Annotated in this window: 22 protein-coding genes and 3 pseudogenes; 9 read left to right on the forward strand and 16 right to left on the reverse strand. The window is 61.5% G+C overall.

What is annotated here, in order from left to right:
- On the forward strand, positions 1-899 hold an 899-nt coding region (locus tag ACTJKL_RS30900; protein WP_440854112.1), incomplete at its 5' end, for an IS30 family transposase.
- Between the two features lie 174 nt (positions 900-1,073).
- Positions 1,074-1,263: pseudogene (locus ACTJKL_RS30905) on the forward strand (IS110 family transposase); the annotation flags it as partial.
- A gap of 101 nt (positions 1,264-1,364) precedes the next feature.
- On the opposite strand, the pseudogene ACTJKL_RS30910 reads toward ACTJKL_RS30905, so the two are convergent.
- Positions 1,365-1,801 (reverse strand): annotated as a pseudogene (locus ACTJKL_RS30910) (type II 3-dehydroquinate dehydratase).
- Between the two features lie 517 nt (positions 1,802-2,318).
- Here ACTJKL_RS30910 and ACTJKL_RS30915 point away from each other — a divergent pair.
- Together ACTJKL_RS30915 and ACTJKL_RS30920 are read left to right on the forward strand one after the other, a co-directional pair.
- Positions 2,319-2,897 carry a cysteine hydrolase family protein gene (locus ACTJKL_RS30915; protein WP_440854667.1) on the forward strand — a complete coding sequence of 193 codons (579 nt, stop codon included), beginning with the start codon at positions 2,319-2,321 and terminating at the stop codon, positions 2,895-2,897.
- A 201-nt stretch (positions 2,898-3,098) separates the two neighbouring features.
- Positions 3,099-3,836 (forward strand): DUF899 family protein, encoded by a 738-nt coding sequence (locus ACTJKL_RS30920; protein ID WP_440854668.1) that lies wholly within the window; start codon positions 3,099-3,101, stop codon positions 3,834-3,836.
- A 36-nt stretch (positions 3,837-3,872) separates the two neighbouring features.
- Here the strand turns inward: ACTJKL_RS30920 and ACTJKL_RS30925 are convergent.
- The 8 genes from ACTJKL_RS30925 to ACTJKL_RS30960 all read right to left on the reverse strand — a co-directional run bounded on the left by ACTJKL_RS30925 (position 3,873) and on the right by ACTJKL_RS30960 (position 12,584).
- A protein-coding gene (locus tag ACTJKL_RS30925) for an IS5 family transposase (protein ID WP_440854676.1) occupies positions 3,873-4,630 on the reverse strand; the annotation gives its coding sequence in 2 pieces (ribosomal slippage) (positions 3,873-4,297 and positions 4,297-4,630; 759 coding nt in all).
- A 279-nt stretch (positions 4,631-4,909) separates the two neighbouring features.
- Entirely contained in the window at positions 4,910-5,602 is a 693-nt protein-coding gene (locus ACTJKL_RS30930; protein ID WP_338283272.1) for a class II aldolase/adducin family protein, read from the reverse strand.
- Entirely contained in the window at positions 5,595-7,067 is a 1,473-nt protein-coding gene (locus tag ACTJKL_RS30935; protein WP_440854669.1) for an FGGY family carbohydrate kinase, read from the reverse strand. The genes ACTJKL_RS30930 and ACTJKL_RS30935 overlap by 8 nt, the downstream gene beginning before the upstream one ends.
- A 46-nt stretch (positions 7,068-7,113) precedes the next feature.
- The gene (locus ACTJKL_RS30940; RefSeq protein WP_440854677.1) at positions 7,114-7,962 is read right to left on the reverse strand and encodes a sugar phosphate isomerase/epimerase family protein; all 849 of its coding nucleotides are present in this window, start codon (positions 7,960-7,962) and stop codon (positions 7,114-7,116) included.
- Positions 7,963-7,964: 2 nt separating this feature from the next.
- On the reverse strand, positions 7,965-8,963 hold the full coding sequence (locus tag ACTJKL_RS30945; protein WP_440854670.1) for an ABC transporter permease: 999 nt from the start codon (positions 8,961-8,963) through the stop codon (positions 7,965-7,967).
- Positions 8,960-9,961, reverse strand: a complete 1,002-nt coding sequence (locus ACTJKL_RS30950; protein ID WP_440854671.1) for an ABC transporter permease — start codon at positions 9,959-9,961, stop codon at positions 8,960-8,962. Before ACTJKL_RS30950 ends, ACTJKL_RS30945 begins: the two co-directional genes overlap by 4 nt.
- The gene (locus tag ACTJKL_RS30955; protein ID WP_440854672.1) at positions 9,954-11,483 is read right to left on the reverse strand and encodes a sugar ABC transporter ATP-binding protein; all 1,530 of its coding nucleotides are present in this window, start codon (positions 11,481-11,483) and stop codon (positions 9,954-9,956) included. The genes ACTJKL_RS30950 and ACTJKL_RS30955 overlap by 8 nt, the downstream gene beginning before the upstream one ends.
- Before the next feature lie 108 nt (positions 11,484-11,591).
- Positions 11,592-12,584, reverse strand: coding sequence for an autoinducer 2 ABC transporter substrate-binding protein (locus ACTJKL_RS30960; protein ID WP_100672309.1), 993 nt, complete (start codon positions 12,582-12,584; stop codon positions 11,592-11,594).
- A gap of 273 nt (positions 12,585-12,857) precedes the next feature.
- On the opposite strand from ACTJKL_RS30960, the gene ACTJKL_RS30965 reads away from it, so the two are divergent.
- Positions 12,858-13,928 (forward strand): LacI family DNA-binding transcriptional regulator, encoded by a 1,071-nt coding sequence (locus ACTJKL_RS30965; protein ID WP_440854673.1) that lies wholly within the window; start codon positions 12,858-12,860, stop codon positions 13,926-13,928.
- A gap of 7 nt (positions 13,929-13,935) precedes the next feature.
- Here the strand turns inward: ACTJKL_RS30965 and ngg are convergent, their stop codons facing one another.
- The 7 genes from ngg to ACTJKL_RS31000 all read right to left on the reverse strand — a co-directional run bounded on the left by ngg (position 13,936) and on the right by ACTJKL_RS31000 (position 23,593).
- Positions 13,936-15,723, reverse strand: a complete 1,788-nt coding sequence (gene ngg, locus ACTJKL_RS30970) for an N-acetylglutaminylglutamine synthetase (RefSeq protein WP_411932945.1) — start codon at positions 15,721-15,723, stop codon at positions 13,936-13,938.
- A 1-nt stretch (position 15,724) separates the two neighbouring features.
- On the reverse strand, positions 15,725-17,500 hold the full coding sequence (locus ACTJKL_RS30975; RefSeq protein ID WP_440854674.1) for an N-acetylglutaminylglutamine amidotransferase: 1,776 nt from the start codon (positions 17,498-17,500) through the stop codon (positions 15,725-15,727).
- A gap of 123 nt (positions 17,501-17,623) precedes the next feature.
- Complete coding sequence (locus tag ACTJKL_RS30980) at positions 17,624-18,406, reverse strand: FadR/GntR family transcriptional regulator (protein ID WP_100672313.1); 783 nt, start codon at positions 18,404-18,406, stop codon at positions 17,624-17,626.
- Between the two features lie 6 nt (positions 18,407-18,412).
- A complete protein-coding gene (locus ACTJKL_RS30985) occupies positions 18,413-19,210 on the reverse strand; it encodes an ATP-binding cassette domain-containing protein (RefSeq protein WP_411932947.1) in 798 nt (265 codons plus the stop codon).
- Entirely contained in the window at positions 19,207-21,006 is a 1,800-nt protein-coding gene (locus ACTJKL_RS30990; protein WP_411922381.1) for a dipeptide/oligopeptide/nickel ABC transporter permease/ATP-binding protein, read from the reverse strand. Before ACTJKL_RS30990 ends, ACTJKL_RS30985 begins: the two co-directional genes overlap by 4 nt.
- Positions 21,003-21,950, reverse strand: coding sequence for an ABC transporter permease (locus ACTJKL_RS30995; RefSeq protein WP_018098508.1), 948 nt, complete (start codon positions 21,948-21,950; stop codon positions 21,003-21,005). The genes ACTJKL_RS30990 and ACTJKL_RS30995 overlap by 4 nt, the downstream gene beginning before the upstream one ends.
- 77 nt (positions 21,951-22,027) lie before the next feature.
- On the reverse strand, positions 22,028-23,593 hold the full coding sequence (locus ACTJKL_RS31000) for an ABC transporter substrate-binding protein (RefSeq protein ID WP_411922379.1): 1,566 nt from the start codon (positions 23,591-23,593) through the stop codon (positions 22,028-22,030).
- A 286-nt stretch (positions 23,594-23,879) separates the two neighbouring features.
- On the opposite strand from ACTJKL_RS31000, the gene ACTJKL_RS31005 reads away from it, so the two are divergent.
- The 4 genes and pseudogenes from ACTJKL_RS31005 to ACTJKL_RS31020 all read left to right on the forward strand — a co-directional run.
- Positions 23,880-24,365 carry a VOC family protein gene (locus tag ACTJKL_RS31005; protein ID WP_275598801.1) on the forward strand — a complete coding sequence of 162 codons (486 nt, stop codon included), beginning with the start codon at positions 23,880-23,882 and terminating at the stop codon, positions 24,363-24,365.
- Positions 24,362-24,583 (forward strand): DUF4287 domain-containing protein, encoded by a 222-nt coding sequence (locus ACTJKL_RS31010; RefSeq protein ID WP_440854675.1) that lies wholly within the window; start codon positions 24,362-24,364, stop codon positions 24,581-24,583. The genes ACTJKL_RS31005 and ACTJKL_RS31010 overlap by 4 nt, the downstream gene beginning before the upstream one ends.
- Before the next feature lie 1,015 nt (positions 24,584-25,598).
- Positions 25,599-26,102, forward strand: coding sequence for a hypothetical protein (locus ACTJKL_RS31015; protein ID WP_411922377.1), 504 nt, complete (start codon positions 25,599-25,601; stop codon positions 26,100-26,102).
- A gap of 235 nt (positions 26,103-26,337) precedes the next feature.
- Positions 26,338-26,567: pseudogene (locus ACTJKL_RS31020) on the forward strand (IS110 family transposase); the annotation flags it as partial.

Here is a 26,567-nt window from a genome sequence, read left to right on the forward strand (position 1 = left end):
GTCATCGATCGACGATTTACCGTGAGATCAGGCGCAACACCTTCCACGATCGCGAGCTGCCCGACTATAGCGGTTACTTCCCGACCGTTGCTGACGATATCCGCAAAGAGCGGCGGCAGCGTTTGAGGAAGCTTGTGCGGCACCCGCAATTGCGCGAACTGGTGATCGAGCAGCTGAAGGCACTTTGGTCACCGGAACAGATTGCCGGTCGTCTGCTCGCCGATGGCGTGAGCGCCGTGCGGGTCTGCACCGAGACGATCTATCGCTTCATCTATGGCAAGGAAGATCAGGCGCTGGAACTCCATCAGCATCTGGCGGAAGGCCGCCGCAAACGCCGCCCCCGCGGCTCGAGGAAACCCCGCGACGGCACTTTTCCTGCTGCCTGCAGGATATCGCAACGTCCTGATTTCATTGGTAATCGTTCGCAGTTCGGTCACTGGGAAGGCGACTTGTTGATCTTCCAGCGTGACTTGGGCAACGCCAACGTCACGTCCTTGGTTGAACGCAAGAGCCGCTACACCGTCATGATCAAGAACCACAGCCGGCATTCACGACCGATTATGGACAAGATCATCGAAACGTTCTCTCCCTTGCCAGCCTTTGCCCGGCAGAGCTTCACCTTTGATCGCGGCACGGAGTTTGCCGGATTCAGGGCTTTGGAAGAGGGCATCGGCGCGCGGAGCTGGTTCTGCGACCCCAGTGCGCCTTGGCAGAAAGGTGCCGTGGAAAACACCAACAAGCGCATCCGCCGCTTCATGCCTGGCCATACCGATCTCTCCGCTGTCAGTCAGCAACAGCTCGTCGCCCTCGCCCAACATATGAATGCGCTCCCGCGCAAGTGCTTGGGCTATCGAACGCCCACCGAGGTCTTCATGGCGCATTTGCGCAAATGCGCGTAGTGCCCTACTCTTCACCCGTCAATGTTGCACTTGGATTAGATTCTCCCGCTTTGCGCCAATCCCTGGTGAGCTTAATCCCTCGCCGAGTGCTTGCTTCTGTTGGGGTGGACGGCCCCGAACGGCATCGAATGTGCCAGAGTGAGTCGTTGTGAACTCAAGCAAAGGGAGCCGTCCGTGGAGCAGATTATTCGTATTGGCATGGATACGTCAAAACATGTCTTTCAATTGCATGGCGTCAACGCTGCTGAGCAACCGATCCTGCGCAAGAAGTTGCGCCGTAAGGAAATGATGGGCTTTTTTCGCGCAATGCCCGCCGACTGTGATTGCGATCGACTTTTCAGCGCACATCCGCTGGTTCGCGCGCGGCGCAGGGCCAGCTCCTTAGACGCGCTACCCGCGATGTTAAGTGGCGAAGGCGCTCTGCTGCCATCACGAGAACAGTTAAATTGAGTCGTGGGTGCGCTATCAAATCTGTTTCAGGATCAGCATCTCCAGCGCCTTCACAGCCAGCGGGTATCCCTCCGCCCCCAGCCCCGCCATGACGGTGGTCGCCGTCATCGAGACATAGGAGCGGTGATAAATTGGCTAGCGGCGATGAACGTTGCTGATGTGAAATTCTATAATCGGCCCCTTGAACATCTTGAGGGCGTCCAGGAGTGCGACCGAGGTGAACATGAAGGCGGCAGGATTGATAATGATCCCCTCGCCCTCGTCGATTGCTTCATGAACCCAGTCGATCAACTGTTCTTCGCTATTGGTCTGACGAAACTCTACCGGCCGATCTCCCGCCGACTCCCGGCACCAGGCCTCGACTTCGGCCAGTGTCGTCGTCCCGTAGATTTCAGGCTCTCGCTTGCCAAGGCGGTTGAGGTTAGGCCGTTCAGAATGTAGATCGGCTTCATGATCACTCCCATCAGCCCTGGTAACCAAGCAGCCTTGGCAGCCAGAGCTCGACGCCGCGGAAGTGTTTAGGCTACCGAACGCCCGCAGAAGTCTTCCGCAAGAAACTACTCGCGCAAATGCGACGTGTCGGTTAGCGTCACACGCTCAGGTCGCAGTTCGGCACGAATTCACAGGGCTGAACCTGTTGATCAGCAAGCTGGAAGCATTGCATAACTCCGGCGATCACTCGCATCTTCTGACACCCTCGTGGGCTGGCGACACGCTTACTGAGGAAAAGCAAGGAGCCGATAGGTATAAGCTCGTCCACCACTTGCTCTCCGTGGTTCGGCCATTCATTCTCCAGCAAATCAAGGGTGTCGTAGGGCCGCAGAACTGGCGTTTCATAACGTTTGCAGCGTCACCGCAGCCAATCCGAGCGTTTCGCGCACCTGGCCAGTCCGTGAGAGCTGGAACTCCACTCCTCTGTTGGAGTTCTTACCGTCATGTCGCTCTCAGAAGAAGGACGATGCGTAGGAAATGAAGCCGGAAAAATGGGCGCATCTGTGCATAGATATGCAGCGCATGTTCGCCGAGGATACTCCTTGGCAAGTTACCTGGATGCCGAAGGTATTCGACCAGGTCGTTGAAGTTGCAGGCCGGTTTCCGGAGCGCACGATATTCACGCGTTTCGTGCCGCCGTCCGCCCCTGAGGAACTGCCAGGCATGTGGCAGGCGTACTACGAGAAATGGCCGATGATGACGACTACCCAACTTGATCCGGTTCTGGTGGATCTGGTTCCGGACCTGAAAAGATTGGTACCGCCAGCGCGCATTTTTGACAAAAGGACCTATTCGCCCTGGACGGATGGTCGCCTGCACAGCGCCTTGCTTCATCAGGATATCGGCACACTGGTCGTAACAGGAGGCGAGACGGACATCTGCGTGCTGGCCGCGACGCTTGGGGCTATCGATCTCGGCTATAGTATTATCCTGCTGAAGGATGCGGTATGTAGCGCGACCGATCAAACGCACGATGCATCGCTGGAACTTCTCAGCAAGCGCTTCTCAGTTCAAGTAAAGGTTATGAACACCGAGGAGTGGTTATCGTCATTTTAGAGCCTGCACGAAACGAGCGGAGCTGTTCCTGGATCCCTACGCGACCTTAGAAGGACGAGCTGAGCAGATTGTGCGCCGGAGGTGCTGAACGGTCCTGACGGCAGTCTTGCGGCCGACGGCCTTTCGGCGACCGACCAGCCGCCTGAGCGGACTCCTTGAGCTGTGTTACACTCCGGCCCATCGCTTCAATGGAGTGGTCCCATGGGCATAACGTTTCCGAACGAAAGTTCAAGTTATCGCACCGCTCGCGACAAGCTACTGCAGCGCGAAGCAGCACTCAGGCGCGAAATGGAATCCGTGGCCGCAGAGATCCGAGCACTCCCTCCGGGCGGGGTCGTTCCCGAGGACTATGAGTTCGACCACATGGACGGAAAGGGGACATTGGCAAAGGTGCGACTCTCCGAGCTGTTTCGGCCCGGCACCGATGTCTTGATCCTCTACCATTATATGTTCCCTCGCCATCGCAGCGATAAGCGGCCCAAACCGAGCAGCGGGCCGATGGCAGAGCTGCCGATCGAAGACGGTCCGTGCCCGTCTTGTACTGCCCTACTCGACAACTGGGAGGGAGCGGTGCCGCACGTAGAGGGTATGGGCGTAAACATCGCGGCTGTTGCAAAGGCGCCTATCGAGCAGGTTGCAGCCTTTGCGGCTCATCGGGGCTGGCGCAGGCTGAAGCTCCTTTCTGCCGCGAACAATAGCTTCAAACGCGACTACCACGGCGAGGACGCGGAGGGCCAGCAATTGCCGATCCTTACCGTGTTTCACAAAGGCGCGGACCGGCTGATCAGGCTGAGCTGGGCCTCTGAACTGTTGTTCTTGCCGGCCGAGCCGGGGCAGGATCCACGGCATTTGGGCACTGTCGAGCCGATGTGGACCCTCTTGGACCTCACTCCCGGAGGGCGGCCGAATACCGACGAACAGTTCGAATACCAAGGCTGACAACCCGCTTTGCCGAGGTGCTAGGCTCAGGACTCATTAATCGAGATAGAAGCAGCATGTTGCGGCGATGAGGATAGCTGAGAAGAAGGTGTGGGCGCATCGGTCATACCGGGTTGCGATGCGTCTCCAATCCTTAATCCTGCCGAACATGTTTTCGATGCGGTGCCGCTGTTTGTAGAGGACGGCGTCGTATTCGATGGGTTGGCGGCGGTTTCGTTTGGGCGGGATGCAAGGGGAAATTCCCTTTTCTTTCAATCCATTGCGGAACCAATCGGCGTCATAGCCGCGGTCGGCCAGCAGCTCCTTGGCCTTCGGCAGGCGCTCGATGAGAGCCCGCGCGCCCTTGAAATCGCTGACCTGCCCTTCGGTGAGCAGGAGCAGCAAAGGACGGCCAAATCCGTCGGTGACGGCGTGAAGCTTGGAGTTCAGGCCGCCTTTGGTGCGTCCGATACAGCGGGAAAGAGCCCCTTTTTAAGCAGGCTGGCCGCTGTTCGATGGGCTTTAAGATGGGTGGCATCGATCATCAGTCGATCGGGCGTTCCCGCCTTGCCGGCGAGCGCCTCGAAGATGCGGTTGAACACGCCCATGCGGCTCCAGCGAATGAAGCGATTGTAGAGGGTCTTGTGTGGACCGTATTCCTTCGGTGCGTCCTTCCACTGAAGCCCATGTTTTATAACGTAAATGATCCCGCTGACGACCTTCAGGTCATCGACGCGTTCGACGCCGTGGGCCAGGGGGAAATAAGGCCGGATCCGACCGAACTGCGACGGCGTCAGCAAAAACAAATCACTCATGGCAGCACCTCCTGCCATGTTGAATCAGAATCCGAACGAAAGCGGAAGCCTGTTAATCAATAGGTCCTGAGCCTAGTCTCGTGACCTCGCCAAGAGGGCTATCGATCGCAATTGCCGTGGCTCGCGCCTGCCGAATGATGCTTTCTGCGCGAGAAATCAGCGAACTCTCTGAAGAAGCGCACAGTTGAGTGCCGCGACGCAATTGGGCGGCGAAGGCGATCCGCGGCGGAAGGGCGAGGGAGACCACCCGCGAAGAGTGGCCACCCCCTCTGCCCGGCTTCACGACACGCGCGGGCGCGCCACGTCGTTCACTCCCTCCGGATCCGGCGCCTGGCCATAGCTCATACGCCGCATCTGGGCGATCACCCGCTCCATTTCGTCGTCCGGCAGTACGGGCGGCTCTCCGAGCGTCAGAGCCTGAACATAGATCCGCGATAGCGTCTCCACCTCGATTGCAAGCCACAATGCCTGTTCCAGCGTTTTGCCGAGCGATATCTGACCGTGCTGCCCGAGCAGGCAGGCCAAACGGTCGTTGAGGGCAATAAGCGCGTTGTCGGAGAGCGCCTGCGTTCCGAAGGTCGCATATTCGGCGCAGCGGATCGTGGTGCCTCCGGCAATCCCCGTCATGTAGTGAAAGCTCGGAATGGTCTTGTGATGGCAGGCGAGCGTCGTCGCGTAGATCGAATGGCAATGCAGGACCACGTCGATATCGGTGCGCGCGCGCAGAATGTCGCGATGGAAGCGCCACTCCGATGACGGGCGGTGGCCCACATAGGTGCCGTCGAATCCCATTTCCACCAGGTCGTCCGGCTGCATCGTGTCATAGGGCATGGAGGACGGCGTGATGAGGAAGCCGTCATCGGTGCGGACGGAAAGATTGCCGGCCGTGCCCTGGTTGATGCCGCTCGAATTCATCCGCCGGCAGATGTCCACCATTTCCCGCCGGAGTGCCAGCTTGTCCGTCTCAGCCATGAAGATTTCCTTTCGTGTTCCGGAATTTATCTCTGTTGCCCGGCATTGCGCGGGCGATCGCGCGCCAATCGGCGGCATAGCGGGAAAGTTCGGGATTGAGCCGCGCAAGATCGACGGGCTCGCTGAGGGCAAGCGGCGCCGGCCCCTTACGCGTCTCGTGACCGGCAAGCAGCGCCGCACCGGCGGCAACACCATAGGCGTCGAGATTGAAGCGCACCTGGCGCTTGGGAAGCAATGCCGCAACCACACCCGCATAAAGAGGATCGCGCAGGAAGCTGCCGTCGAGCACGATAAGGCGATCCGTGGAAAGCGCCTCAATGCATTCCACCGTCAGCAGCGCACAATAGAGGAGCGCCAGGGCCTTGCGCTCCATTGCCGTCTCGGCCACAGGTCCAAGGATGCGCCCGCTTCCGGCGCTGCCGGGGAAAAGACCATCGTCGTCGCCGAAAGAGGGCACCGCGATGGTCCGCTGCGCAACCAGACGCCCGAGGACCTCGATGGGGGCGTCGTCCGTCGGCGGATTGGAACCGGCGATTTGGGAGAATTCCCGTCCGCCCATTGTCAGAATCCCGCCGAGGTGTTTTCCGAAAACGTCGCTGTTAAGCGTCATGCCCCGGTGCTCGTCGAGGCGCTCAACCGGTGTCGTTCGTGAAAAGCCGACGATCCAGGTACCCGTCGAGATCACCGTGAAATCTCGAAGTCCCGCGGCGTGATAGCGATAATGATTGAGGCTGCTGTCGTGGCCGCCCGTGAGGACGCGCATTTCTGCCGGGAGTCCGAACCTGCGGACGAGTTCGGGCCGGATCGGCCCGAGCGTCTGCCAGGCATTGGCAAAGGGCGGCATCAGCCGCTCCCAGCCGCGGGCATCGACGATCGGTGAGAAGCGCCTTTCGGCGACATTCCAGAGATGCGACTGTGCCCCGAGAAAGCTCGCTTCAGACGCGGCGACGCCGGAAAGCCGCCAGGCCCAATATTGCGGCAGGCCGAGATACCAGCGCGCTTTCCCGAAAGCTTCCGGTTCGCGCTCCTCCATCCAATAGAGCTGGCGGGCCTGATGGGTCGCGCCATGCATGGTCGCGCTGCCGCGGTCGAGAAACGTACCGGCAAGCGGGATATAGCCGTCGCGGATATCCGGCGGCAACGGCTGCTCGTAATCGACCATAGGAAGCGCCGCACCATCGCCGGCCCCGGGGTCGGGACCGGTCAGAACGCCGCCCGAGCCGTGCCCGGCCGCGACGACGGCGGCAAGTTCATGGCGCCGCGACAGAGCCGCCAGCGTCGCGAAAACCCATTCGCCCAGCTTCGTGAGGTCATGGTGGCGCCAGGGGGGCCCGGGGAGGACGGGATTAGGGACGCTGATCGTCTCCGCCACCGTCCCGTCGGCCCCGACCGCGCTCAGCTTGACGTTGGTCTTGCCGATGTCGAGAACCGCGACCGGAGCCGCGCCGCTGTCTCGACTGTTCATCGCATCCACCGTCTCTTCTCCCCGGCCGTGCTCGCGCCAACCTCGTTCAGATCAAGCCGTATTGCGTGGCCTTGTTGCGCAGGAACGGCAGACCGTTGCCCATCACTTCCTCCTCGTCCTTTGCGACCGGACGCCAGACGGCAAGGCCATAAGCCACTTCCGGCGGCATATTGATGAAGCTTTCCATGGCAAGACCACCCTTGAAGCCGATCGCCGCAAGCGTCGAGAAAATCTCGTCCCAGCCGCAGGTGCCGTAGCCCGGCGTGCCGCGGTCGCTTTCGGAAAGATGGATGTATTTCAGGTACTCGCGGGCATCGAGGATGCCTTTGCCGACGCCTTTTTCCTCGATGTTCATGTGATAGGTATCAAGGTGCACGAAGACGTTGTCGGCTCCGACCCGCTCGATCATCTTGACCGCCTGCCAGCCGGTATTGATCAGGTGATTCTCGTAGCGATTGACGGCCTCGACGCCAAGCTCGATGCCGCGCGACTTCGCGTGCTTGGCCGCGGCCTGCAGCACGCGCGCGATGTTGTCATACTCCTGGATAGTCGGCGGCACGCCGGTGCGCTCGCCGATGCCGCCATAGATGACGCCCGACAGCGCCTCGCCGCCGAGATCGGCAGTCTTGTCGATTGCGATCTTCAGATGGTCGATCGCCGCCTCGGGCCGCACCGAGGCCCACGCCGGCTCCGGCAGGCCGAGCGAGCAGACCGCCCGCAGCCGGTTCTTCTCGAGCAGGGCGCGGGTGTGCTCCGTGTCGACGGCAGGCGGATTGAGCATCGGGATCTCGATGAAATCGACCTTGTATTTGACTGCGGCGGCTACCGCCCGTTCGGCGCCGGGACGGTCCCAGTTCATTGTCCACATGCTCGTATGTACGCCAAAACCCTGCATCGTCATGATCCTTTTCTGATAATTGAAATCCTGATTTTGGAAACGACCCAACGCAGAATCATCACGCCGACGAGAAGGATGCCCCAGACGGCGGTCGCGAGATGCTGGTTGGCTCCGACGAGATTGAGCCCGGACGAAAGAAGCTGCAGCACCACCAGCGCGACGAAGACGGGGATCACCCGGCCGAAGCCCCCGAACGGATTGACGCCGCCGAGGAAGCACGCGAGCACCGTGATCAGCAGATAGGACTCGCCATGACCGATGCGCACCGAATTGAAGCGCGCCAACATGATGATGCCGGCGATCGCGCACATGACCCCGGAAAGCGTGTAGACAAGCACGATCGCCTTGCGCGTGTTGATGCCTGAATAGCGCGTCGCCTCGAGATTCGAGCCGATCATGTAGGTGTTGAAGCCGAGCTTTGTGCGACCGAGAAGCAGATGCCAGGCGAGCACGCAGACGACGAAAACGATCAGCGGGACGGGAATGCCGGCGACGGAGCCGTGGCCGATCACGCCGACGAAGGGCGGAAATCCGGAGATGTCGCCCCCGCGCGTCAGGAACTCGCCAAGGCCGCGCAGGAAGATCATCATCGACAGGGAGACGAGGATCGGATGGGCGCGTGTGAACGCGATCACCAGGCCCATGATGACTCCGCTTGCCGCACCGACCATCACGGCAAGGAGGGAGCCGAGGAGGAAGATTCCGAAGCCCGCGTCGGCCCCTCCGTTCGCCTTGAGGATCCAGGCAAGGGTCAGTCCGGCCAGATTGGCGGTGAAGGTAATTGCGAGATTGAGGCCGCCGGTCAGGATCGGCAGCAGCATGGCAAGCGTCAGGAGCCCGAGTTCCGGCAGCTGAAAGGCGACGGAGCCGAAGGTCGCGGCGCTCAGGAATTGCGGCGAGGCGATCCCGAAGACGAGGACGACCGCGACGAAGGCGAGCCCCGGACCGGCCATTTCCGGCCCTATGGCGGCCTTGATCCTTTCGAAGACTGTGGTCATCGGCCCGTTCCCTTCTGACCGACAAAAGGCAGCAGGCGCTCTATCCGGGTGTTGGAAAGCGTGATGGCGATCAGAATGATCGCGCCGATAATCATCTTGAAGGCGAAGGGCGACACGCCCATCAGGTTCAGTCCGTTCTGAGTGATCGAGATCAGAAGCACGCCGAGCACGCAGCCGAGCACGGTGCCCTTGCCGCCGCCGAGGCGCGCGCCGCCGAGCACGACCGCGGCGAGCACGTCGAGTTCGCGGCCATAAAGCGCGTTCGGCACGACTTCCTGAGCATAATGCGCCTGGATGAGACCGCCTATGCCGGCCATGAGGCCAAGCCAGCCGAAGGCAATGAATTGCATGGCACCGATATTGATACCGAAGCGGCGGGCGCCTTCCGGATTGTCGCCGAAGGCGTAAAGCTGGCGGCCCGTCGTCGTCCGCGTGATCAGCGTCCATGTCGCAATGACGCAGACGACCATGACGAGAACCGGAAGCGTGATCTCGATCCAGGTGCCGTCGGGCATTTCACGCTCGAAGAGGATCACGCGGTCCGTCAGCCAGTCAGGCAGGTCGTAGATCGACACGCCGTGGGTGAAGAACATCAGCAATCCGAAATAGATATTGAAGGTAGAGATCGTGGCGACGATCGAAATGATTCGGAAGCGGTGGATCAGAAAGGCATTGAAGCAGCCGAGCAGCACGCCCAGCGAACCGGCGATGAAAAGCCCGGAGATCCAGCCGCCGCCGCCGATCCAGCCGAGCGCGATCGCCGTGCCGTATTGGACGACGGAAGCGGCCACGGCGAAGGAGATGTCGATGCCGCCGGCGATCAGCACCACCAGAAGGCCGACGGCGAAGATGATGTTGACGGCGCTGATGTTCAGGAGATCGAAGGCGTTGCCGAGCGAGAAGAAATTCGCCGTTGCGAAGGAGAGCACGGCACTGATGACGACGATCACCGCCAGCAGCGAAAATTCCGTCGCGTGAGTGCGGATCAAGCTACGCATAGACGGCCGCCTCGATCTCTTCCAGCCGCGACTGGCGCGGATCATAGGTTCCGACGATGCGGCCCTGGGCCATGTGCAGGACACGGTCGGCATTGAAATAGACTTCCGGCACCTCGTCCGAGATTAGGATAATCGCAAGCCCGCTCTCGGCGAGCTTGGCGACGATGTCGAAGATCCCGGCCCGTGCCCCGACGTCGACGCCAACTGTGGGCGAATCAAGGATCAGCAGTTTGGGATCGGTGGCAAGCCATTTGGCGATCGCCACGCGCTGCTGGTTGCCGCCGGAAAGCGTCGATATCGCGTCGGCCTGATGGCCGATCTTGACGCCGAGATCGGCGATCCAGCGGGAGACGAGACTTCGTTTGCGATCTTCGGAAAGAAGCCCCCCGGAGAGAATCTTGTGCAGCGAGGCGATAACCAGATTGTCGGCGATCGCCTGCGGCTGGATGAGCCCGAGTGACAAACGGTCCTCCGACAGATAAGCGACGCCGGCCCTGATCGCCTCGCGGTTCGAGCCGAAGCGGACCTCCCGGCCATCGATACTGATCGTCCCGGATGCGGGCTTGAGCATGCCGAAGAGGGTGAGCGCCAGCTCGGTCCTCCCTGCCCCGAGCAGACCGGTTATGCCGACCGTTTCGCCGCGGCGAACGGTCAGCGAAACGTCTTCGAAGTCGCCCGGCCTGGTGAGGCCCCGAACTTCGAGAACGGCCGGCTGGTCCTCCTTCGGGCGCGCGCGGACGTGCTGATCGAAGGTCTTGCCGGTCATGAGTTCGGTGATTTTCGACTGCGTCATGCCGGCTGCGGGATAGACCCCGACCAGCGCGCCGTCGCGCAAGACCGTGATCCGGCTCGAAATCTCCAAAACCTCGGCAAGCCGGTGGCTGACGAAGACGACCGCGACGCCGGAGGCGGACAGGCTGCGGACGATTTCGAGCAGATGGTCCGTTTCCGATTGCGTCAGCGATGCCGTCGGCTCGTCCATGAAGACCAGTTTCGCCTCCCCGACCAGCGCCCGGGCAATCGCCACGATCTGACGCTGGGCGATCGCATATTCCTTGAGCGGCAGGTCCACGTCGAGCGTGATGCCCAGCCGGGCCAGCGCATCGACCGCGATCCTGCGCATGCGGCCGTAATCCACCAGCCGCGGCCGCCCGCCGAGCACCTCGTGGAAGGCGATGTTTTCCGCGACGCTCATTTCCGGGAAAAGCGCAAGGTCCTGCCAGATGACCTGAATGCCGCGATCCTGTGCGGTGACCGGCGACATATGCGAATAGGTTTCGCCTTCATATTCGATGACCGCCCCTTCGGCCGGGCGGTAGACGCCCGTGATCACCTTGATGAGTGTGCTCTTGCCGCAGCCGTTCTCTCCGGCGAGGCAATGGACCTCGCCCGGGCGCACGTCGAAGCTGACATTCTTCAGTGCCTTGACGCCGCCGAAAGTCATATTGATGTTGCGAAGAGACAGAAGCGGCTTGTCCGTGCTCGCCGCGCTTGCCGACTGGTGCATGCTATCGAGGCCCATCGATGGTGTTTCGAGAGGATCTGCCAGGCCGGCCGGAGCCGGCCCAGCAGCCGGGAGAACCCTTTGGCGGGGCGGGATGCGCTTGGCTCCCGCCCCGCTTCTATCCGTTCAGAGGCCCATTGCGGCGAGGTCGGCGACCGTCTCCTTGTTGATCGGTACGAGCTGGTCGACGATGATGTTGTGGTTTTCGAAGTCGGGATGGATCACGCCGAGACCTTCGATTTCCTCGCCGTCCTTGATTTCCTCGCCCTTCATGAGCTTGTCGGCGAGCGTCACGAAGACTTCGCCGGCCTGCTTGGGATTCCACATGAAGCCGCCGGAGATCGCATCGGACTTGATGAGCTTCTGGCCCTGACCGGGCGAGAAGGGCCCGAGAACGAAGATCTCGCCGACCTTTCGGCGCTCCTCGATGGCGCGGCCGGCACCGATCGGCCCCTGACTTCCGAAAGCGAGGAAGCCTTTGAGATTCGGATGAGCCGAGATCAGGTCGAGAGCCGTCGAACGGCTCTTGTCCACATCCTCTGCGACGCCGTAGCGATCGCCAACAAGCGTCATCTCGGGATGGTTCTTCTTGATGTATTCAATTGCCGCGTCGGCCCAGGCGTTGTGCAGCGGCACCGTCAGCGAGCCGACGAAGACGGCATATTCGCCCTTGCCGCCCATCTTCTCCGCAAGCAGCTTTGCATGCGCCTCACCGAAGCCGGTGGCGGACGCAAGTTCAAAGTCCCAATCCGCGCCCTTCTGGCTGGGGGATTCATGCGTGATGACGATAATGCCCTTTTCCCTGGCCTTGGTGAGGACCGGCTCCAACACCTTGGCGTCGTTGGGTACGACGCCGATGACTTTGACGTTCTGGGCGATCAGATCTTCGATCGCGCGAACCTGCAGTGCCGGGTCGGCACTGGTCGGCCCGACCATGAAGGCGTCGACGCCGAGCTTTTCGCCGCGTTCCTTGATACCGGCCTCCATGGCGTTGAACCACGGTATGCCGCCGATCTTGACGACGACACCGACCTTGCCCGTATCCTGCGCAGCGGCGGTATAGGCACCCGCAAGCGAAAGCGACGCCGCAAGGGCGGCGGCAAGAATTTTCCTGATCATGTCTCTCCTCCACATGTTCCCCCAAGGGAACGCTCCCGGACGCGTTATGCGCCGGCCTCCAGCTCGATTCTCTTGGACGGGAGGGAATGTCCCGCCGCCGACGGCCGCCTCCTCAGACGGCACCTACGATCTGCACAATCGATATTTCTTTTTTGCACAATCGATGGTGCAATGACTATCGTGCAGAGTTAATCTTACGTCAAGCCGAAATCGGCACTAGAGCAATTCCAGAAAAACGCGCGCATCGGTTTTCCGGAGTTTGGAGGAGGTCAGATGACGAACGGCGGCAGGAAGAAGGCGACCATCTATGATCTTTCGGTGCTGTCCGGGAGCTCGCCCTCCACCGTCAGCGCGGTGCTGAACGGCACGTGGCGCAAACGACGGATTAAGGAAAGCACCGCGGAGCTCATCCGGAACCTCGCTGAAACGCATCAGTACACTGCCAACAGGCAAGCACAGGGCTTGCGCAGCTCCCGCTCCGGCCTAGTCGGCCTGCTCCTGCCCGTGCACGACAACCGCTACTTTTCTTCGCTCGCCCAAACCTTCGAGGCGCATGTGCGCAGCAAAGGTCAATGTCCGATCGTCGTCAGTGCCAGCCGCGACCCGGAGGAGGAGCGCAGGACGGCCGAAACGCTGATCTCCTATTCCATCGACGAATTGTTCATCTGCGGCGCGACGGATCCCGATGGCGTGCACGAGGTCTGCGAAGCGGCCGGCCTGAAGCATATCAATATCGATCTTCCCGGTACGAAAGTGCCGTCGGTGATCAGCGACAATTTCGAAGGCGGCCGCCTCCTGACCGAGGCGATCATCCGCCACTTCCCCGCCGAGCGGCCGCTCGAGCCCGACGATCTCTACCTATTCGGCGGCCGCGACGATCACGCCACGCGCGAGCGCATCCGCGGCTTCCGCGCCGTGAAGGAGGAGTTGCTGGGGGCCGATCCGGACGAATGCATATGGCCGACCGGCTATGCCGCCGACAACGCGCGAAAGGCCTTCGAAGCTTTCTACGAACAGCATGGAAAACTGCCACGCGGCTTCTTCGTCAACTCATCGATAAATTTCGAGGGATTGCTGCGTTTCATGGCCGAGCATCCGCTCGAGAATTTCACGGATCTGGTCGTCGGATGCTACGACTACGACCCGTTCGCCTCCTTCCTCCCCTTCCCCGTCATCATGATCCGGCAGAATATCGAGGGAATGATCGCCAAGGCCTTCGAAGTGATCGAAGAACCCAGAGCGTCCTTGCAAATACACATGATCCAGCCGCAGCTCGTGCCGCCGAGAACGGCCTTGACCGGGCCGCTCGACGCGCTGATGGACAGCGAGATACCGCAGAATTGACGGGCTGCTACACCGCCGTGCGGCTGCCGGGGAAAAGCAGCTCGATGAAGCTCGCCGCTGTCGGCTGCGGCTCGTGGTTTGCCAGGCCGGGGCGCTCGTTGGCCTCGATGAACACGTAGTCCGGTTCCGCCGGATCGCGAACCATCAGGTCGATGCCGACCACGGGGATGTTGATTGCCCGCGCCGCGCTGCAGGCGGCCTCGACAAGATCGGGATGCACGATCTCCGTCACGTCATGGATCGACCCGCCCGCATGGAGGTTGGCGGCCTTGCGAACCGTAATCTCCCGCCCCTCGTCCAGTATCGTTTCGAGATCGAGACCCTGCTCCGCAAGGCAGCGATCCGTCTCCGCGTCGAGCGGAATTCGGCTTTCGCCACCCGTAGCGGCTTCGCGGCGGCGCGACTGTTTCCCGATTAGGGACGCGATCTTGCTGCGGCCGTCACCGATGACGCGCGGCGGCAAGCGAACCGCGGCGGCAACGAGCGTATAGTCGATGATCACGAGACGGAGGTCTTCTCCCTCGAAAAAGGCTTCCAGCAGTACCCGGTCGCAGACCTGACGGGCCGATGCGATTGCCTCCTCCAGCGCTTCCATCGTCGTGATGCCGACCGAGATGCCCCGGCCCTGCTCGCCGCGCGCGGGCTTGACCACCAGCTTGCCGTGTTTTTCGAGAAAGGCGCGAACTGCCTCGCGGTCCTCCCCCACTTCCATCTGGTCCGGCACGACAAGGCCGGCCGTGGAGACCATGCGGCGCGTAATCGCCTTGTCGTCACAGATCGACATCGCGACGCCCGAAGTCAGTTCCGAAAGGCTTTCGCGGCAATGAATCGAGCGGCCGCCATGGGACAGGCGGAAGAACCCGCCTTCCGCGTCGGTGATCTCGACATGGATCCCGCGCCGCGTCGCCTCGTCGACGATCAGCCGCGCATAGGGATTGAGCGCATCGTAGGATTGATGCGGAATCGCGAAAAACTTCTCGTTGATCGCGTTCTTCCGCTTGATGGCGAAAAGCGGCATGCGGCGGAAATTCAGCTTCTCATAAAGCCCGATCGCCAGCGTATTGTCGTGCATGACCGATAGGTCGACATAAGAAAGGCCGCGTGCCTGGAAATGCTCGGCAAGCTTGCGGACCAGATGTTCGCCGATGCCCGGCTGGCGCGCCTGCGGATGCACCGCGAGACACCACAGCGAAGCGCCGCGGTCCGGATCGTCGAACAGTCTCTGATGGTCGATCCCGGTGACCGTACCCACGATTTCGCCCGTGGCGTCGTCCTGCGCCACGAAATAGGTCAGCGATCGGTCGTCCCGCTCGGAAGAGAAGAAATCGGATCGGATCTGGACCATGCCGCAGGCGGCATAGACCCGGTTGATGCCGTCTCCGTCAGCTTCCGACGCGAGCCTGCGGATCGTGATGCCTCGCGTGCGGCGGGTGTTTGCACGGTAGGTCCACAGGTCGAGCCGGTACGTGTGCGACGGGTCGAGGAAAATTTCCTGAGGCGCCCGTGACAGAAGCACGTGCGGGTCCCGTACGTAAAAGGCGATATCCCGGCTCGAGGGAGCTTCCTCGCGCAACTCGGACAACAGCTTCTCGTCGTCGGAAAACGTCTGCGCGAACAGGAGCCTGCCCCAGCCGCAGTCGAGCACGACATCCCGCTTCGCCCCTCCGGAGGCCCTCGACCCCTCGGCATCGCGCCCCGGCTGAGTGTGCGTCCGCAGCCGGTTCAAACGGTGCGTGACTGCCTTGGTGCCCTTGCTGCGTTGACGCGGCAATGCGATCTCGCGCGTCTTCTTCATACTACACCCCCTGCGCTTCAAGCCACATTTCAAGCAGTCCGACCTGCCACAGCTCGGAGCCGCGTAGCGGCGTGATGTGATCCGACGGCGCTTCGAACAGGCGGTCGAGATAAGCTTCTTTGAAGATGCCCCGCTCACGCGCCTTCTGAGAGCGCAAGGTGTCGCGGATCAGGTCGAGATACGGACCGGCGATATATTTGAGCTGCGGCACGGGGAAATAGCCCTTCTTGCGGTCGATGACCTCGCTCGGAATGATCCGGCGCGCCACGCCCTTCAGAATGCCCTTGCCCCCGTCGCGCAGCTTTTCCTCCGGCGGCATGCGGGCGGCAAGTTCCACCAACTCGTGGTCGAGGAAAGGCACGCGCGCTTCCAGGCCCCAGGCCATGGTCATATTGTCGACGCGCTTCACGGGATCGTCGACGAGCATGACGTTGCTGTCGAGGCGAAGCGCCTGATCGACGGGCGTATCGGCGCCCTCGCGCAGGAGATGCTCGTTCAGCAAGTCGCCGCTCACGTCGTGGTCGGCAATCCAGGAATCCGACAACTGGGTGGCCAGGATCGCGTGGGAACGGTCGCGGAAGGCCTTGCCGTAATCCGCAACGACGTCGTTGGAGTTCATCAGCGGCGGGTACCAGTGGTAACCGCCGAAGACCTCGTCCGCACCCTGTCCAGACTGCACGACCTTGACGTGCTTCGAAACTTCCTTCGAGAGCAGATAGAAGCCGACATTGTCATAGGAGACCATCGGTTCGGACATTGCGGCGATGGTCCCGGGCAAGGCCCCCATCAGATCGGCGGACGGAACGAATATCTTGCGATGATCCGTACCGAAGTGACCGGCGATCAGGTCCGAATAGACGAATTCGTCGCCCTTTTCGCCGTTCGCCTCCTCGAAGCCGACGGAAAAGCTCATGAGGCCGCGCTGGCCCGCTTCCGCAAGCAGCCCGACGATCAGGCTGGAATCGACGCCGCCGGAAAGAAGCACGCCGACCGGCACGTCGGCGATCATGCGGCGCTTGACGGCAATGCGCAGCGCGTCCAAAAGCTGCTCCTGCCATTCCTCGCGCCTAATGGCTGCGTCGCCTGCCTGGCGGCGATAGGGCGGATCCCAATAGCGCCGGTCCTTGAAGCTCCCGTCGCGCTGATAGACGCGAAGGGTCGCAGGCGGCAGCTTGCGCACGCCGTTCAGGATCGTGCGCGGCGGCGGCACGACCGCATGGAAGGTCATGTAATTGTGGAGCGCAGCCACGTCGATCGAGGTGTCGACGCCCCCCGCCTTGACGAGCGCGGGCAAGGCGGAAGCGAAGCGCAAGGCCCCTTGGGCTTCGGCGATATAGAGCGGCTTGATGCCGAAACGGTCGCGCGCCATGACGACACGTCCGCTGTCACGCTCGTGAATGACGAAGGCGAACATCCCATGGAAGCGCGAGACGCATTCCTCGCCCCATGCATGCCACGCCTTCAGGATGACCTCGGTATCGCCGGACGAGAAGAATCTGTAACCCTTCTCTTCAAGCGCCGACCTCAGTTCGCGGAAATTGTAGATGCAGCCGTTGAAGACGAGCGAAAGGCCGAGGTCAGGATCGACCATGGGCTGCTGCGACTTGTCGGAGAGGTCGAGGATACGCAATCGCCGATGTCCCAACCCGACATTCCCGCGCACCACCACGCCCGACGCATCCGGCCCGCGAGGGGCAAGGACGTCCGCCATAATCGAGACTGCCGTAACCGACGGCGAACCGCCATCGAACCTGACTTCTCCACAAATTCCACACATGAACCGGGTCGAAACCTCCATTGTTGGTACAAGACGCGACGTCAGGGCCGCGGATCGATCCGCGGCCCTGACGTCGCTATGAAAACCCAATGCCCCACCGGGCCGACAGTTCCGCCATGGGCGTCACTTGGTCGCGGCTGCACGTTCGAGCATGTAGCTTTCGGCGAAAGCCATATGCTCGGCGGCGATCGTGCGCGCATCCTCCGACCGCCCGTCCTTAAGGGCGGCCATGAGCCGGTACTGGAAGGACAAACCCGTTTCTCGCGAAAGCGACGTCGGGTCGGCATAGATCGCCCGTGCGGCCGGGAGTTCGCGCAGCAGATTGTGCATGAGGCCGCAGACGAAGCCGAGAAGCGGATTCGGGCAGAGTTGCGCCAGCATCGAATGAAAATCGAGCTCGGCGACGCGCTGACGATACTGTTCGTCCAGATCGGCGGGGGGATGATCGTAAATGCGGATCGTATTTTCGAGGGCGATGAGTTCCTCCCGCGTGACCCTGCCGGCAACGAGCGCCGCCACCTCCGGCTCCAGCATCTTGCGCATGGCGTATATGTCGGAAATGCTAGGCTGATCGAAAAAGAAATGTGTCGACAGAAGCTCCATGGCGTGCCGCGCCGACGGCTTGGCGACGAATGCCCCGCCTCCCGGACCGCTGCGCGTGAAGACGAGGCCCTGCGTCTCCAGCGCTTTCATCGCCTCGCGTACGGTCCCCTTGGCCGCCTTGAAGGTGTCGATCAGGTCGCGCTCCTGCGGAAGCCGGTCGCCCGGCCCCAATCCTTCCAGGCGGATGTAATCCTTGATCCGATCGGCGATCGCCTCAGGTCTGCGCTTCGTGCGCTCGGCCGGGACGAAGAGACGCTGGCCGTCTCCACCGGTTTCCTTTTTCTTTTCGATGACCACTGGCATGAACAGTCACTCTTTCCTGATGCGGGGCGCGCTGGCGACAAGCTGTCGTGTATAGGCGTGCTCAGGGTCGGTAAAAAGGCGGGCGGCCGGTGCGGTCTCGATCACCTCGCCGAAATACATCACCGCCACCCGATCGGAGATCGCCTCGACCACCGCCAGATCGTGGCTGATGAACAGATAGGAGAGACCGAAGCGCTGCTTCAGATCGCGCAGCAGAAGCAGGACCTGCGCCTGGATGGACACGTCGAGCGCGCTCACCGGCTCGTCGAGCACGATGATCTCGGCCTCCGTCGCCAGCGCCCGGGCGATCGCGATCCGCTGTGCCTGTCCGCCGGAAAACTCGTGCGGGTAGCGCGAGAGCGTATCCTCCGGCATCTGCACCGCGTGAAGCAGTTCCTGTATCCGGGCGCGACGGCGGGGGGCTTCGTAGCCGCACAAAAGCTTCAGCGGCGTCTCCAGGATCTCCTGAATCGTCTTGCGCGGGTTCAGCGAAGCGACCGGATCCTGGAAGACATATTGGATCGTCTTGCCGAAAGCCCTCGGGCCGGATCGCCGCAGCGCCGCCGCATCCCTGCCTGCGATCAGCATGCTGCCGGATGTCGGCTCCTCGAGGCCGACGAGCATGCGCGCAAGCGTGCTCTTGCCGGATCCGCTTTCGCCGACGACGGCGAGCGTCTCGCCCCGCGCGACATCCAGCGACACCGCCTTCACCGCCCTTGTCTCATGCTTCGCCTTGCCGAAAAGGCTGCGGCCTCCGCCGAAGGTCTTGGAAAGGTCCCGAACCTGAATGGCAGCACCCGTCATTGCGCCACCTCCTTGCTGCCGGCAAAAAGTTCGCCGACACGATCCAGGAAACGCTCGCCCGTTCCGAGCTCGGGCACGCAGGCGATCAGCCGCTTCGTATAGGCATGCTGCGGATTGTCGAGTACCTCCCGGGTTTTACCGGTTTCGACGATTTCGCCCTCCTTCATCACGGCAACGCGGTCGCAGAATTCTGAAACGATGCCGAAGTCGTGGGTGATGAACAGCAGTGCCATGCCCCGCTCGCGCTGAAGATCGCGCAGGAGCTCCAGAATGCGGGCCTGAACGGTCACGTCCAGCGCGGTCGTCGGCTCGTCCGCAATGATGATCTCCGGATCGTTGGCGAGCGCCATGGCGATGCCGACTCGCTGACGCTGACCGCCGGAAAGCTGGTGCGGATAATGCGCCGACCGCTCGCGAGCGTCCGGGATTCCCACCTTTTCCAGGAGCGCGACGGCTTTTTCCCGCCGCTCGGCCGCCCTGACCGGCTGATGCGCTGCGATCGCCTCCTCCACCTGCCGCCCGACAGGATACATTGGATGCAGCGTCGTGAGCGGGTCCTGGAACACGTAGGCGACCCGGCTGCCGCGGTTCGCGATCAGCCTGGTTTCAGGCATGGAAAGCACATCGTCGTCTCCGAGATAGACCGCACCGTTGCGGATCACACCCGGCGGCGAGGCGACGAGCCCCATGACGGACAAGGCGGTGACGCTCTTGCCCGAGCCGCTCTCGCCGATAAGCCCGAGGCATTCACCGGACTTCACATGCAGCGAGACATCTCGAACTGCGGGGATTATCTCCTTTCCCCGCCGAAAACCGGTTTCGAGCTTTTGGATCGCGAGGGAAGCACCTTCCGCCGTGTTTGCCGGCGCGGCGCGGCCGGGGGCAACTTCGGTCACCGGCCCCGGCCGCGCAAGAGCGCCAGAGCGAAGCCGCGGGTCCAACACGTCGCGGATCCCATCACCTAAAACGTTCAGGCTGATGACGATCAGGAAAATCATCACGCCCGGCACGATCGAGACATGCGGAGCCGTGAAGAGCTGCGCTCGGCCCTCTCCCAGCATGGAGCCGAGATCGGCCTGCGGCGGCTGCGCGCCGAGGCCGAGGAAGCTGAGCCCGGCCGTCTCGAGGATCATCCAGCCTGCCGTCGTCGACATGGTGATGACGATGACGGGCATAACGTTGGGCAGAACCTCGGAGAGAATGATCGACAGATGTCCCTTGCCGGAGAGCCGCGCCGCGTCGACGAATTCGCGATGGGCGTAGCCGAGCGTCACGCCGCGCACATTCCGGGCGAAGAACGGGATATTTACGAGAGCGATCGCATAAAGCGCGTTCATCAGTCCAGGCCCGAGGGCGGCGACGATCGCGAGCGCCAGCAGGATGTAGGGAAAAGCCATCAGCATATCGATGCCGCGCATCAACGCATTGTCGGTGCGCCCGCCGGCGTAACCGGCAACGATGCCGATGGCCGATCCAATCCCGGTGGCAATGAGGGTCGCGGCGAAACCGACTGCGATCGAGACCCGCGTGCCCCAAAGCAGGCGGCTCAGAATGTCCCGGCCGAGCTGATCCGTGCCTAGAAGATGCCCGGCGGTCAGCACAGGCTTCAACCGGTCGGCGGGTGCCGTCGCATCCGGGTCGGGCAGCGGGAGGACCGGGACCAGAACGATCAGCAACAGGATCAGTCCGAGCAGCACGAGCCCCGCCGCTGCGAGCCGGTTGTTGAGCAACAGGTGCCAGGAGGTGATCCGTGCCGACCCGCTCGGCGGAGCCGGCGATGCTACCAGCGCGCTCATGTACGAATCCTCGGATCGAGCATGGACTGGACGATGTCGGCGAGAAGGTTGAACAGCACGTAGCTCGCCGCAACGATCAGCACGCCGCCCTGCACCAGCAGGATATCGCGCGTCGAAATCGCCTTCACGAGCATCGCGCCTATGCCGGGCCACTGGAACACCGTCTCGACATAGACGGCGCCGCCGAGCACGAAGCCCGCCTGGATGCCGATCGCGGGAACGACGCTGACCAGCGCCGCGCGGAAGGCATGGGCGTAGATCACACGCCGCTCGGGCAGCCCCTTGGCGCGGGCCGTGCGCACATAGTCCTGCCTCAGGACCTCCAGCATCGCTCCACGCGTCAGCCTCGCTATGACGCCTGCGGCAACGACGGCGAGGGTGGCCGCCGGCAAGATCAGATGGAGCAGCAGATCCTTGAGGTCACCCCCGCCGTAGACGGCGTACATGCCGGAGGCCGGCAGGATGCGCCAATGAACGGCGAAGAGATAGATGAGCAGCAGCCCGAGCCAGAAGGACGGCGTGGAGATGCCGGCCAGTACGAAGAAGGTGATGATGCGGTCGGCCCAGCCGAACTGGCGTACGGCTGAAATCACACCCGCGAAAAGCCCGATCACCGAGCACAGGACCAGCGATACGCCGGCTAGCACCAGCGTGGCCTGAAACCGTTCCAGCACCTCGTCGAGCACGGGGCGGTTGAGCGCGAAGGACCGGCCGAAGTCGCCCTGCAGCACGTTGCCGATCCAGATCGCGTATTGCTGCACCAGCGGTTTGTCGAGCCCGAGGTCACGATTGATGCGCTCGACGTTTTCCGGCGTCGCATAGGAGCCGAGAATGGCCGTCGCCGTGTCGCCAGGGATCAGAGCCATGACGAGAAAGACGATGATGGAAAGCCCGAACAGGACGGGCACCACGGCAACAAGCCGCTTCAGGACATAGGCCTGCATGGATAACCCTCCCGGGAGGTCCGTGTTGGTCGCCACCGGCAGAACGAACATGCCGGTGGCCGTTCCGGGTGCGCGATCTACTCTTTCGTCACGTCATGGAGATCGAGAAGGAAGGAGGGCTGAAGCTTGAACCCCTTGACCGCAGCGGTCGTCACCGCGTTCTGCTTCCAGTTGGCGACGAACAGCCACGGAGCGTCGTCATGCACGATCGACTGGACCTCGCCATAGAGCTTGCCGCGTTCGGCCTGGTCGGTGGACCTGCGCGCCTTTTCCAGAAGCTCGTCCAGCTGCGGATTGGAATAGTAGCCGGAGTTGAAGCCTCCCTTGTCGGGCATGGCATCAGTGCGCAACGTCAGATAGGGAACGGTATCCGGATCGTTTGTCATCCAGGCCATCTCGGCCATGTCTGCCTTGCCCTCGAGGCCGGGATTTACGCGGCCAAGGAAGGTGTTCCACTCGTAGGTCTCGATCTTGACCTTGAAGCCCACAGCCTGGAGATCCGCCTGGATCGCTGCACCCATGGTGATCGGATCGAGCATGCCCGAGCCGCCTTCGGTAACGTAGAACGTCACCTGCGGATTTTCGACGCCGGCTTCCGCGAGCAGTGCCTTGGCCTTTTCGGGATCATGGGCATAGGGCTCCACCGAGCTTTCCACCCAGTTGAAGGCCGGCGATATCGGCCCGGCCGCGACCGTCGCCGTTCCCTGTAGCACGTCGTCGACCAGCGTTTGCTTGTTCACCGCATAATTGGCCGCCTGGCGCACGCGCTTATCCGCAAAAGGCCCCTCCTTTGTGTTCAGGATGGCGAACCAGACATGCGGCCCCGCCTGCTCGGCCACGGCGAAATTGGCATCCTGCTCAAAGGTAGCGAGATTGTCCGGCGGCACCTCCACCATCACGTCGATACCGCCGGCCATCATCTCGGCGACACGGGTGTTGGCGTCGGTGATGGGACGGAAGACGACGGCCTGAAGCTTCGCGGCGCCATCCCAGTAATCCGGATTGCGCTCTACGACGACGCGCTGGTTCGACAGCCACTCTACGAACTTGAACGGGCCGGTCCCCGACGGGGTGCGGCCATATTCCTTGCCATGTTTTTCCACGGCGGCGGGGGAAACGATCAGACCCGTGGGATAGGCGAGATTGGAAAGGAACGGCGCAAAGGCTTCGCTGAGCCTGAACTCGACCTTATGCTCATCCAGCACATTGACCGCTTCGACGGAGGCGAAGTTGAAGGAAAGCGGGAATGGCCCGGTGTCGTAGAATGGATGATCCTTCTTCAGCATGCGGTCGAAGTTGAACTTCACCGCCTCGGCGTCGAAATCGGAACCGTCGTGGAACTTAACGCCCTGTCTTAGCTTGAACGTATAAGTCTTGCCGTCATCCGAGATTTCCCAGCTTTCCGCAAGCGCCGGCTCAACCTCCAATGTACCGTCCTTGAAACGGACGAGGCCGTCATAGACGTTGACCAGGATGCGGAAGTCGTTGGTTGCGGTCACCGTATGCGGGTCCAGAGACTGCGGCTCGGCAATCTGGCCGACGACGAGAACGTCGGGCGGAGTCTGCGCTGCGGCCGGCGCGGCGGCAGCCCCTGCAAAAGCAAGAGCGGCCAAGGCGATGGCGCTCCGAAACAGCCTCTTCATGGGGAAGATCCTTTCGATTTGGCTTCAGTTCGCGAGGATGTATTTATAACGATAAATCGTCACGTTGCAATAATTTATCATGATTGAATTTGATCTTCACCGCGCGGGACATGGGATGGCCCCCGACCGACCCCTCGGCCCGAGGCGTTCGGCCCGCCAAAACGAGGTCGGTCAAAAGAGCGTAGCGATTTTTTGACGATGATGTCGGATCGGCGGCGGCTGGTGCGTCTTCGTATCATCAGGTCGGGTTTTCGATCTGAAGCACAACGACCAGGAGGACGACGCGATGTCTAAGAACACCATTTGCCTATGGTACGACAAGGACGCCGAGGAAGCCGCCCGCTTCTATGCGGACACCTTCCCAGACAGCAAGATCGGAGCCATCATCCGCGCCCCCGGCAAATACCCCGACGGAGAAGAGGGAGACGTGTTGGTCGTCGAGTTCACGGTGGCAGGTGTCGCCTGCGTCGGATTGAACGGCGGCCCCACATTCAAGCACAGCGAAGCTTTCTCGTTCCAGATCAGCACCGAGGATCAGGAAGAAACAGATCGCTATTGGAACGCCATCGTCGGCAATGGCGGTCAGGAGAGCGAATGCGGCTGGTGCAAGGATAAGTGGGGCGTATCCTGGCAGATCACACCTCGCACTCTAATGGACGCGCTTACGGCTGGTGGCGAACAGGCAAAACGCGCATTCGACGCGATGATGTCGATGAGGAAAATCGACGTAGCTGCGATCGATGCGGCACGAAAAGGGGCTGACACGCTATGACCGCCGACAAGATCAAAGGACCGGCTTCCTATTTTCCATCGATCGAGAAGAAGTACGGCCGTCCGATCAGTGATTGGCAAGCGTTCGTGCGGATGCACTATCCAGCGAAGCACATGGAACTCGTCGGTATGCTGAAGAGCGAACACGGAATGGGCCACGGCCATGCAAATGCGGTCGTGGCGCACACTCTCGCGGAAGACAAGCCGGCAGCCGCGTAACGGAGTATGGTGCGAGGCGAAACATCTCGTCTGCTTCCGCCCTTTGCGGTCGGGGGAAGACCGTTGCAAAATGGGCGTTCCACGTCGAATTTCAACTGTTGATTTGCGACAGGTTTGTGCCGGTCACAGATGCAAAATGAGTTGGCAATCGACAGCAGCTGTCGATTGCCGCGATACCCCGTACGACTCGCAGCCACGTGACCCTTGAATCTCGCGTCGATGGCGATCTTTGCCGCGCCTAATCATCGAAAGCGGCAAGGATCGGGCATGGCCGGACGCGCTGTCCACACATTCCTTCGACGGCCGCTGCAAACATCCCACGCACGATGCAATCGGCGAAGGAAGAGGCCAGACCATAGACTTCCCATTCTCGCCTAAACTTTAGGAAGCCATCGAACAAATGCCCTGGGCCGTAACGGGGCAGGGATCGCGCAACCCATATACAGCGGCGACAGAGGCCGCCACCGGCATCGTTACGTTCCCGTCGACCGGGCACCCACCCGCTTCGTCGACCGCCGGCAATTCCACGCAGCCTTCGCACGGGAGAGTCGCCTTCAAACGATGAAGTTTTGCGCCGTTGGCGACTGAGCGAGGAGACCGACGATGACCTTCGGCAATTGCGATTTACAGCGGCCCTCTCGTCGCGCCGAGCGCCGGCACCTAGGAAACCTCCACGCGATCCACGTCCCTCGGAGCCTCTCGAGTTCATACAGTATGGATATTGCATCGACGCAGGATAGCTCGCAAGATAGAGGGACCTGGCGCGCGCGGCTGGCGGTCGCATGCCTGCCCTGAATGCGAGCCACCGACGGCGCGATACAATCGGTCTTTGTCCAGGCCGGGACATATATCCAAGGGCATATGGTGCAAGCGGTATGATGACGCTAGTCTCTGTGCCGTACTTGAAGCATAGACATCAGGCATTCATCAAAATTTGAAGTGATCACGCGCCACCCGGCGCCTTGCTATTACTGATATTGGCCTCGGCCCTCATTTCATTGACGTGGGCAGAAACATGCAAGCGCGACGCGTTATCGAGATTGTCCAGACCGGCGGCTATCTGCCTGCTGAACTGATCTTGACCGGCTATTGGGCAAGCCAGTCCGGCCTCGTGGTTTTCATTCTCAACGGTGTTGCTCCTCAGGCCGTCGATTTGGTGCTGGACCCGATCGTAGTGACGCTGCCGATGACGATCCCCGGCGTGCTTTATGTCGACGTTGGAGACAAAACACGCGTTCGCGAGGCTGTGCTTTTCGCCGAGGAGATTTACGCCGCTACCACATTGTTCCGTCGTCTGACAATTCGTTGCGGCATAGCTCGCGAGCTCATCGCGCCCGTCGACAGGGCAATTCCAAGGCTGGAAATCCGCACGCTGTCTGAAAGAAACGCACGCACGCCAGACGTTGCAAAGCCACAGGTTGCTACGCCTGCCCCCACCGAAAACCGCCTCCGCTGGCGTGCCGCTGATGCTGCCGGAAGGGTCTGGACTCAGTTGCAAACGTCCGACAGCTCCATCTGACGCGAATCAGCGCAACTGTTTTATTGCTTCGATGATCCCCTTCCGCATCTCTATGCTTGTCACAGAGATGAGGGCAGTACCGTGTCTGCGGCGCGGAAAGCATTCTTTCAGCTATGGACTTGGTCTGGCTGGATCCCCGGGCTAGACACTCGAGCACTGTTGGGGTGGACGGCTCCCAACGGCATCGCAATGTGCCAGAGTGAGTCGTTAAGACATCAATCGAGGGAGACCGTCCGTGGAGCAGATTATCCGAATTGGCATGGATACGTCAAAGAGCGTTTTCCAGTTGCATGGAGTGAACGCCGCCGAGCAACCGATCCTGCGCCGGAAGCTGACGCGCAAGGAAATGGTGAAATTCTTCCAGAAGGCGGCACCGACCAGTATTGCGCTGGAAGCGTGTGGTGGTTCCCACCATTGGGCCCGACTGCTGCGTTCCTTCGGCCATGAGGTGAAATTGATCGCGCC

The sequence above is a fragment of the Sinorhizobium sp. 22678 genome, from assembly GCF_052044265.1.
Lineage (GTDB): Bacteria > Pseudomonadota > Alphaproteobacteria > Rhizobiales > Rhizobiaceae > Sinorhizobium > Sinorhizobium meliloti_A.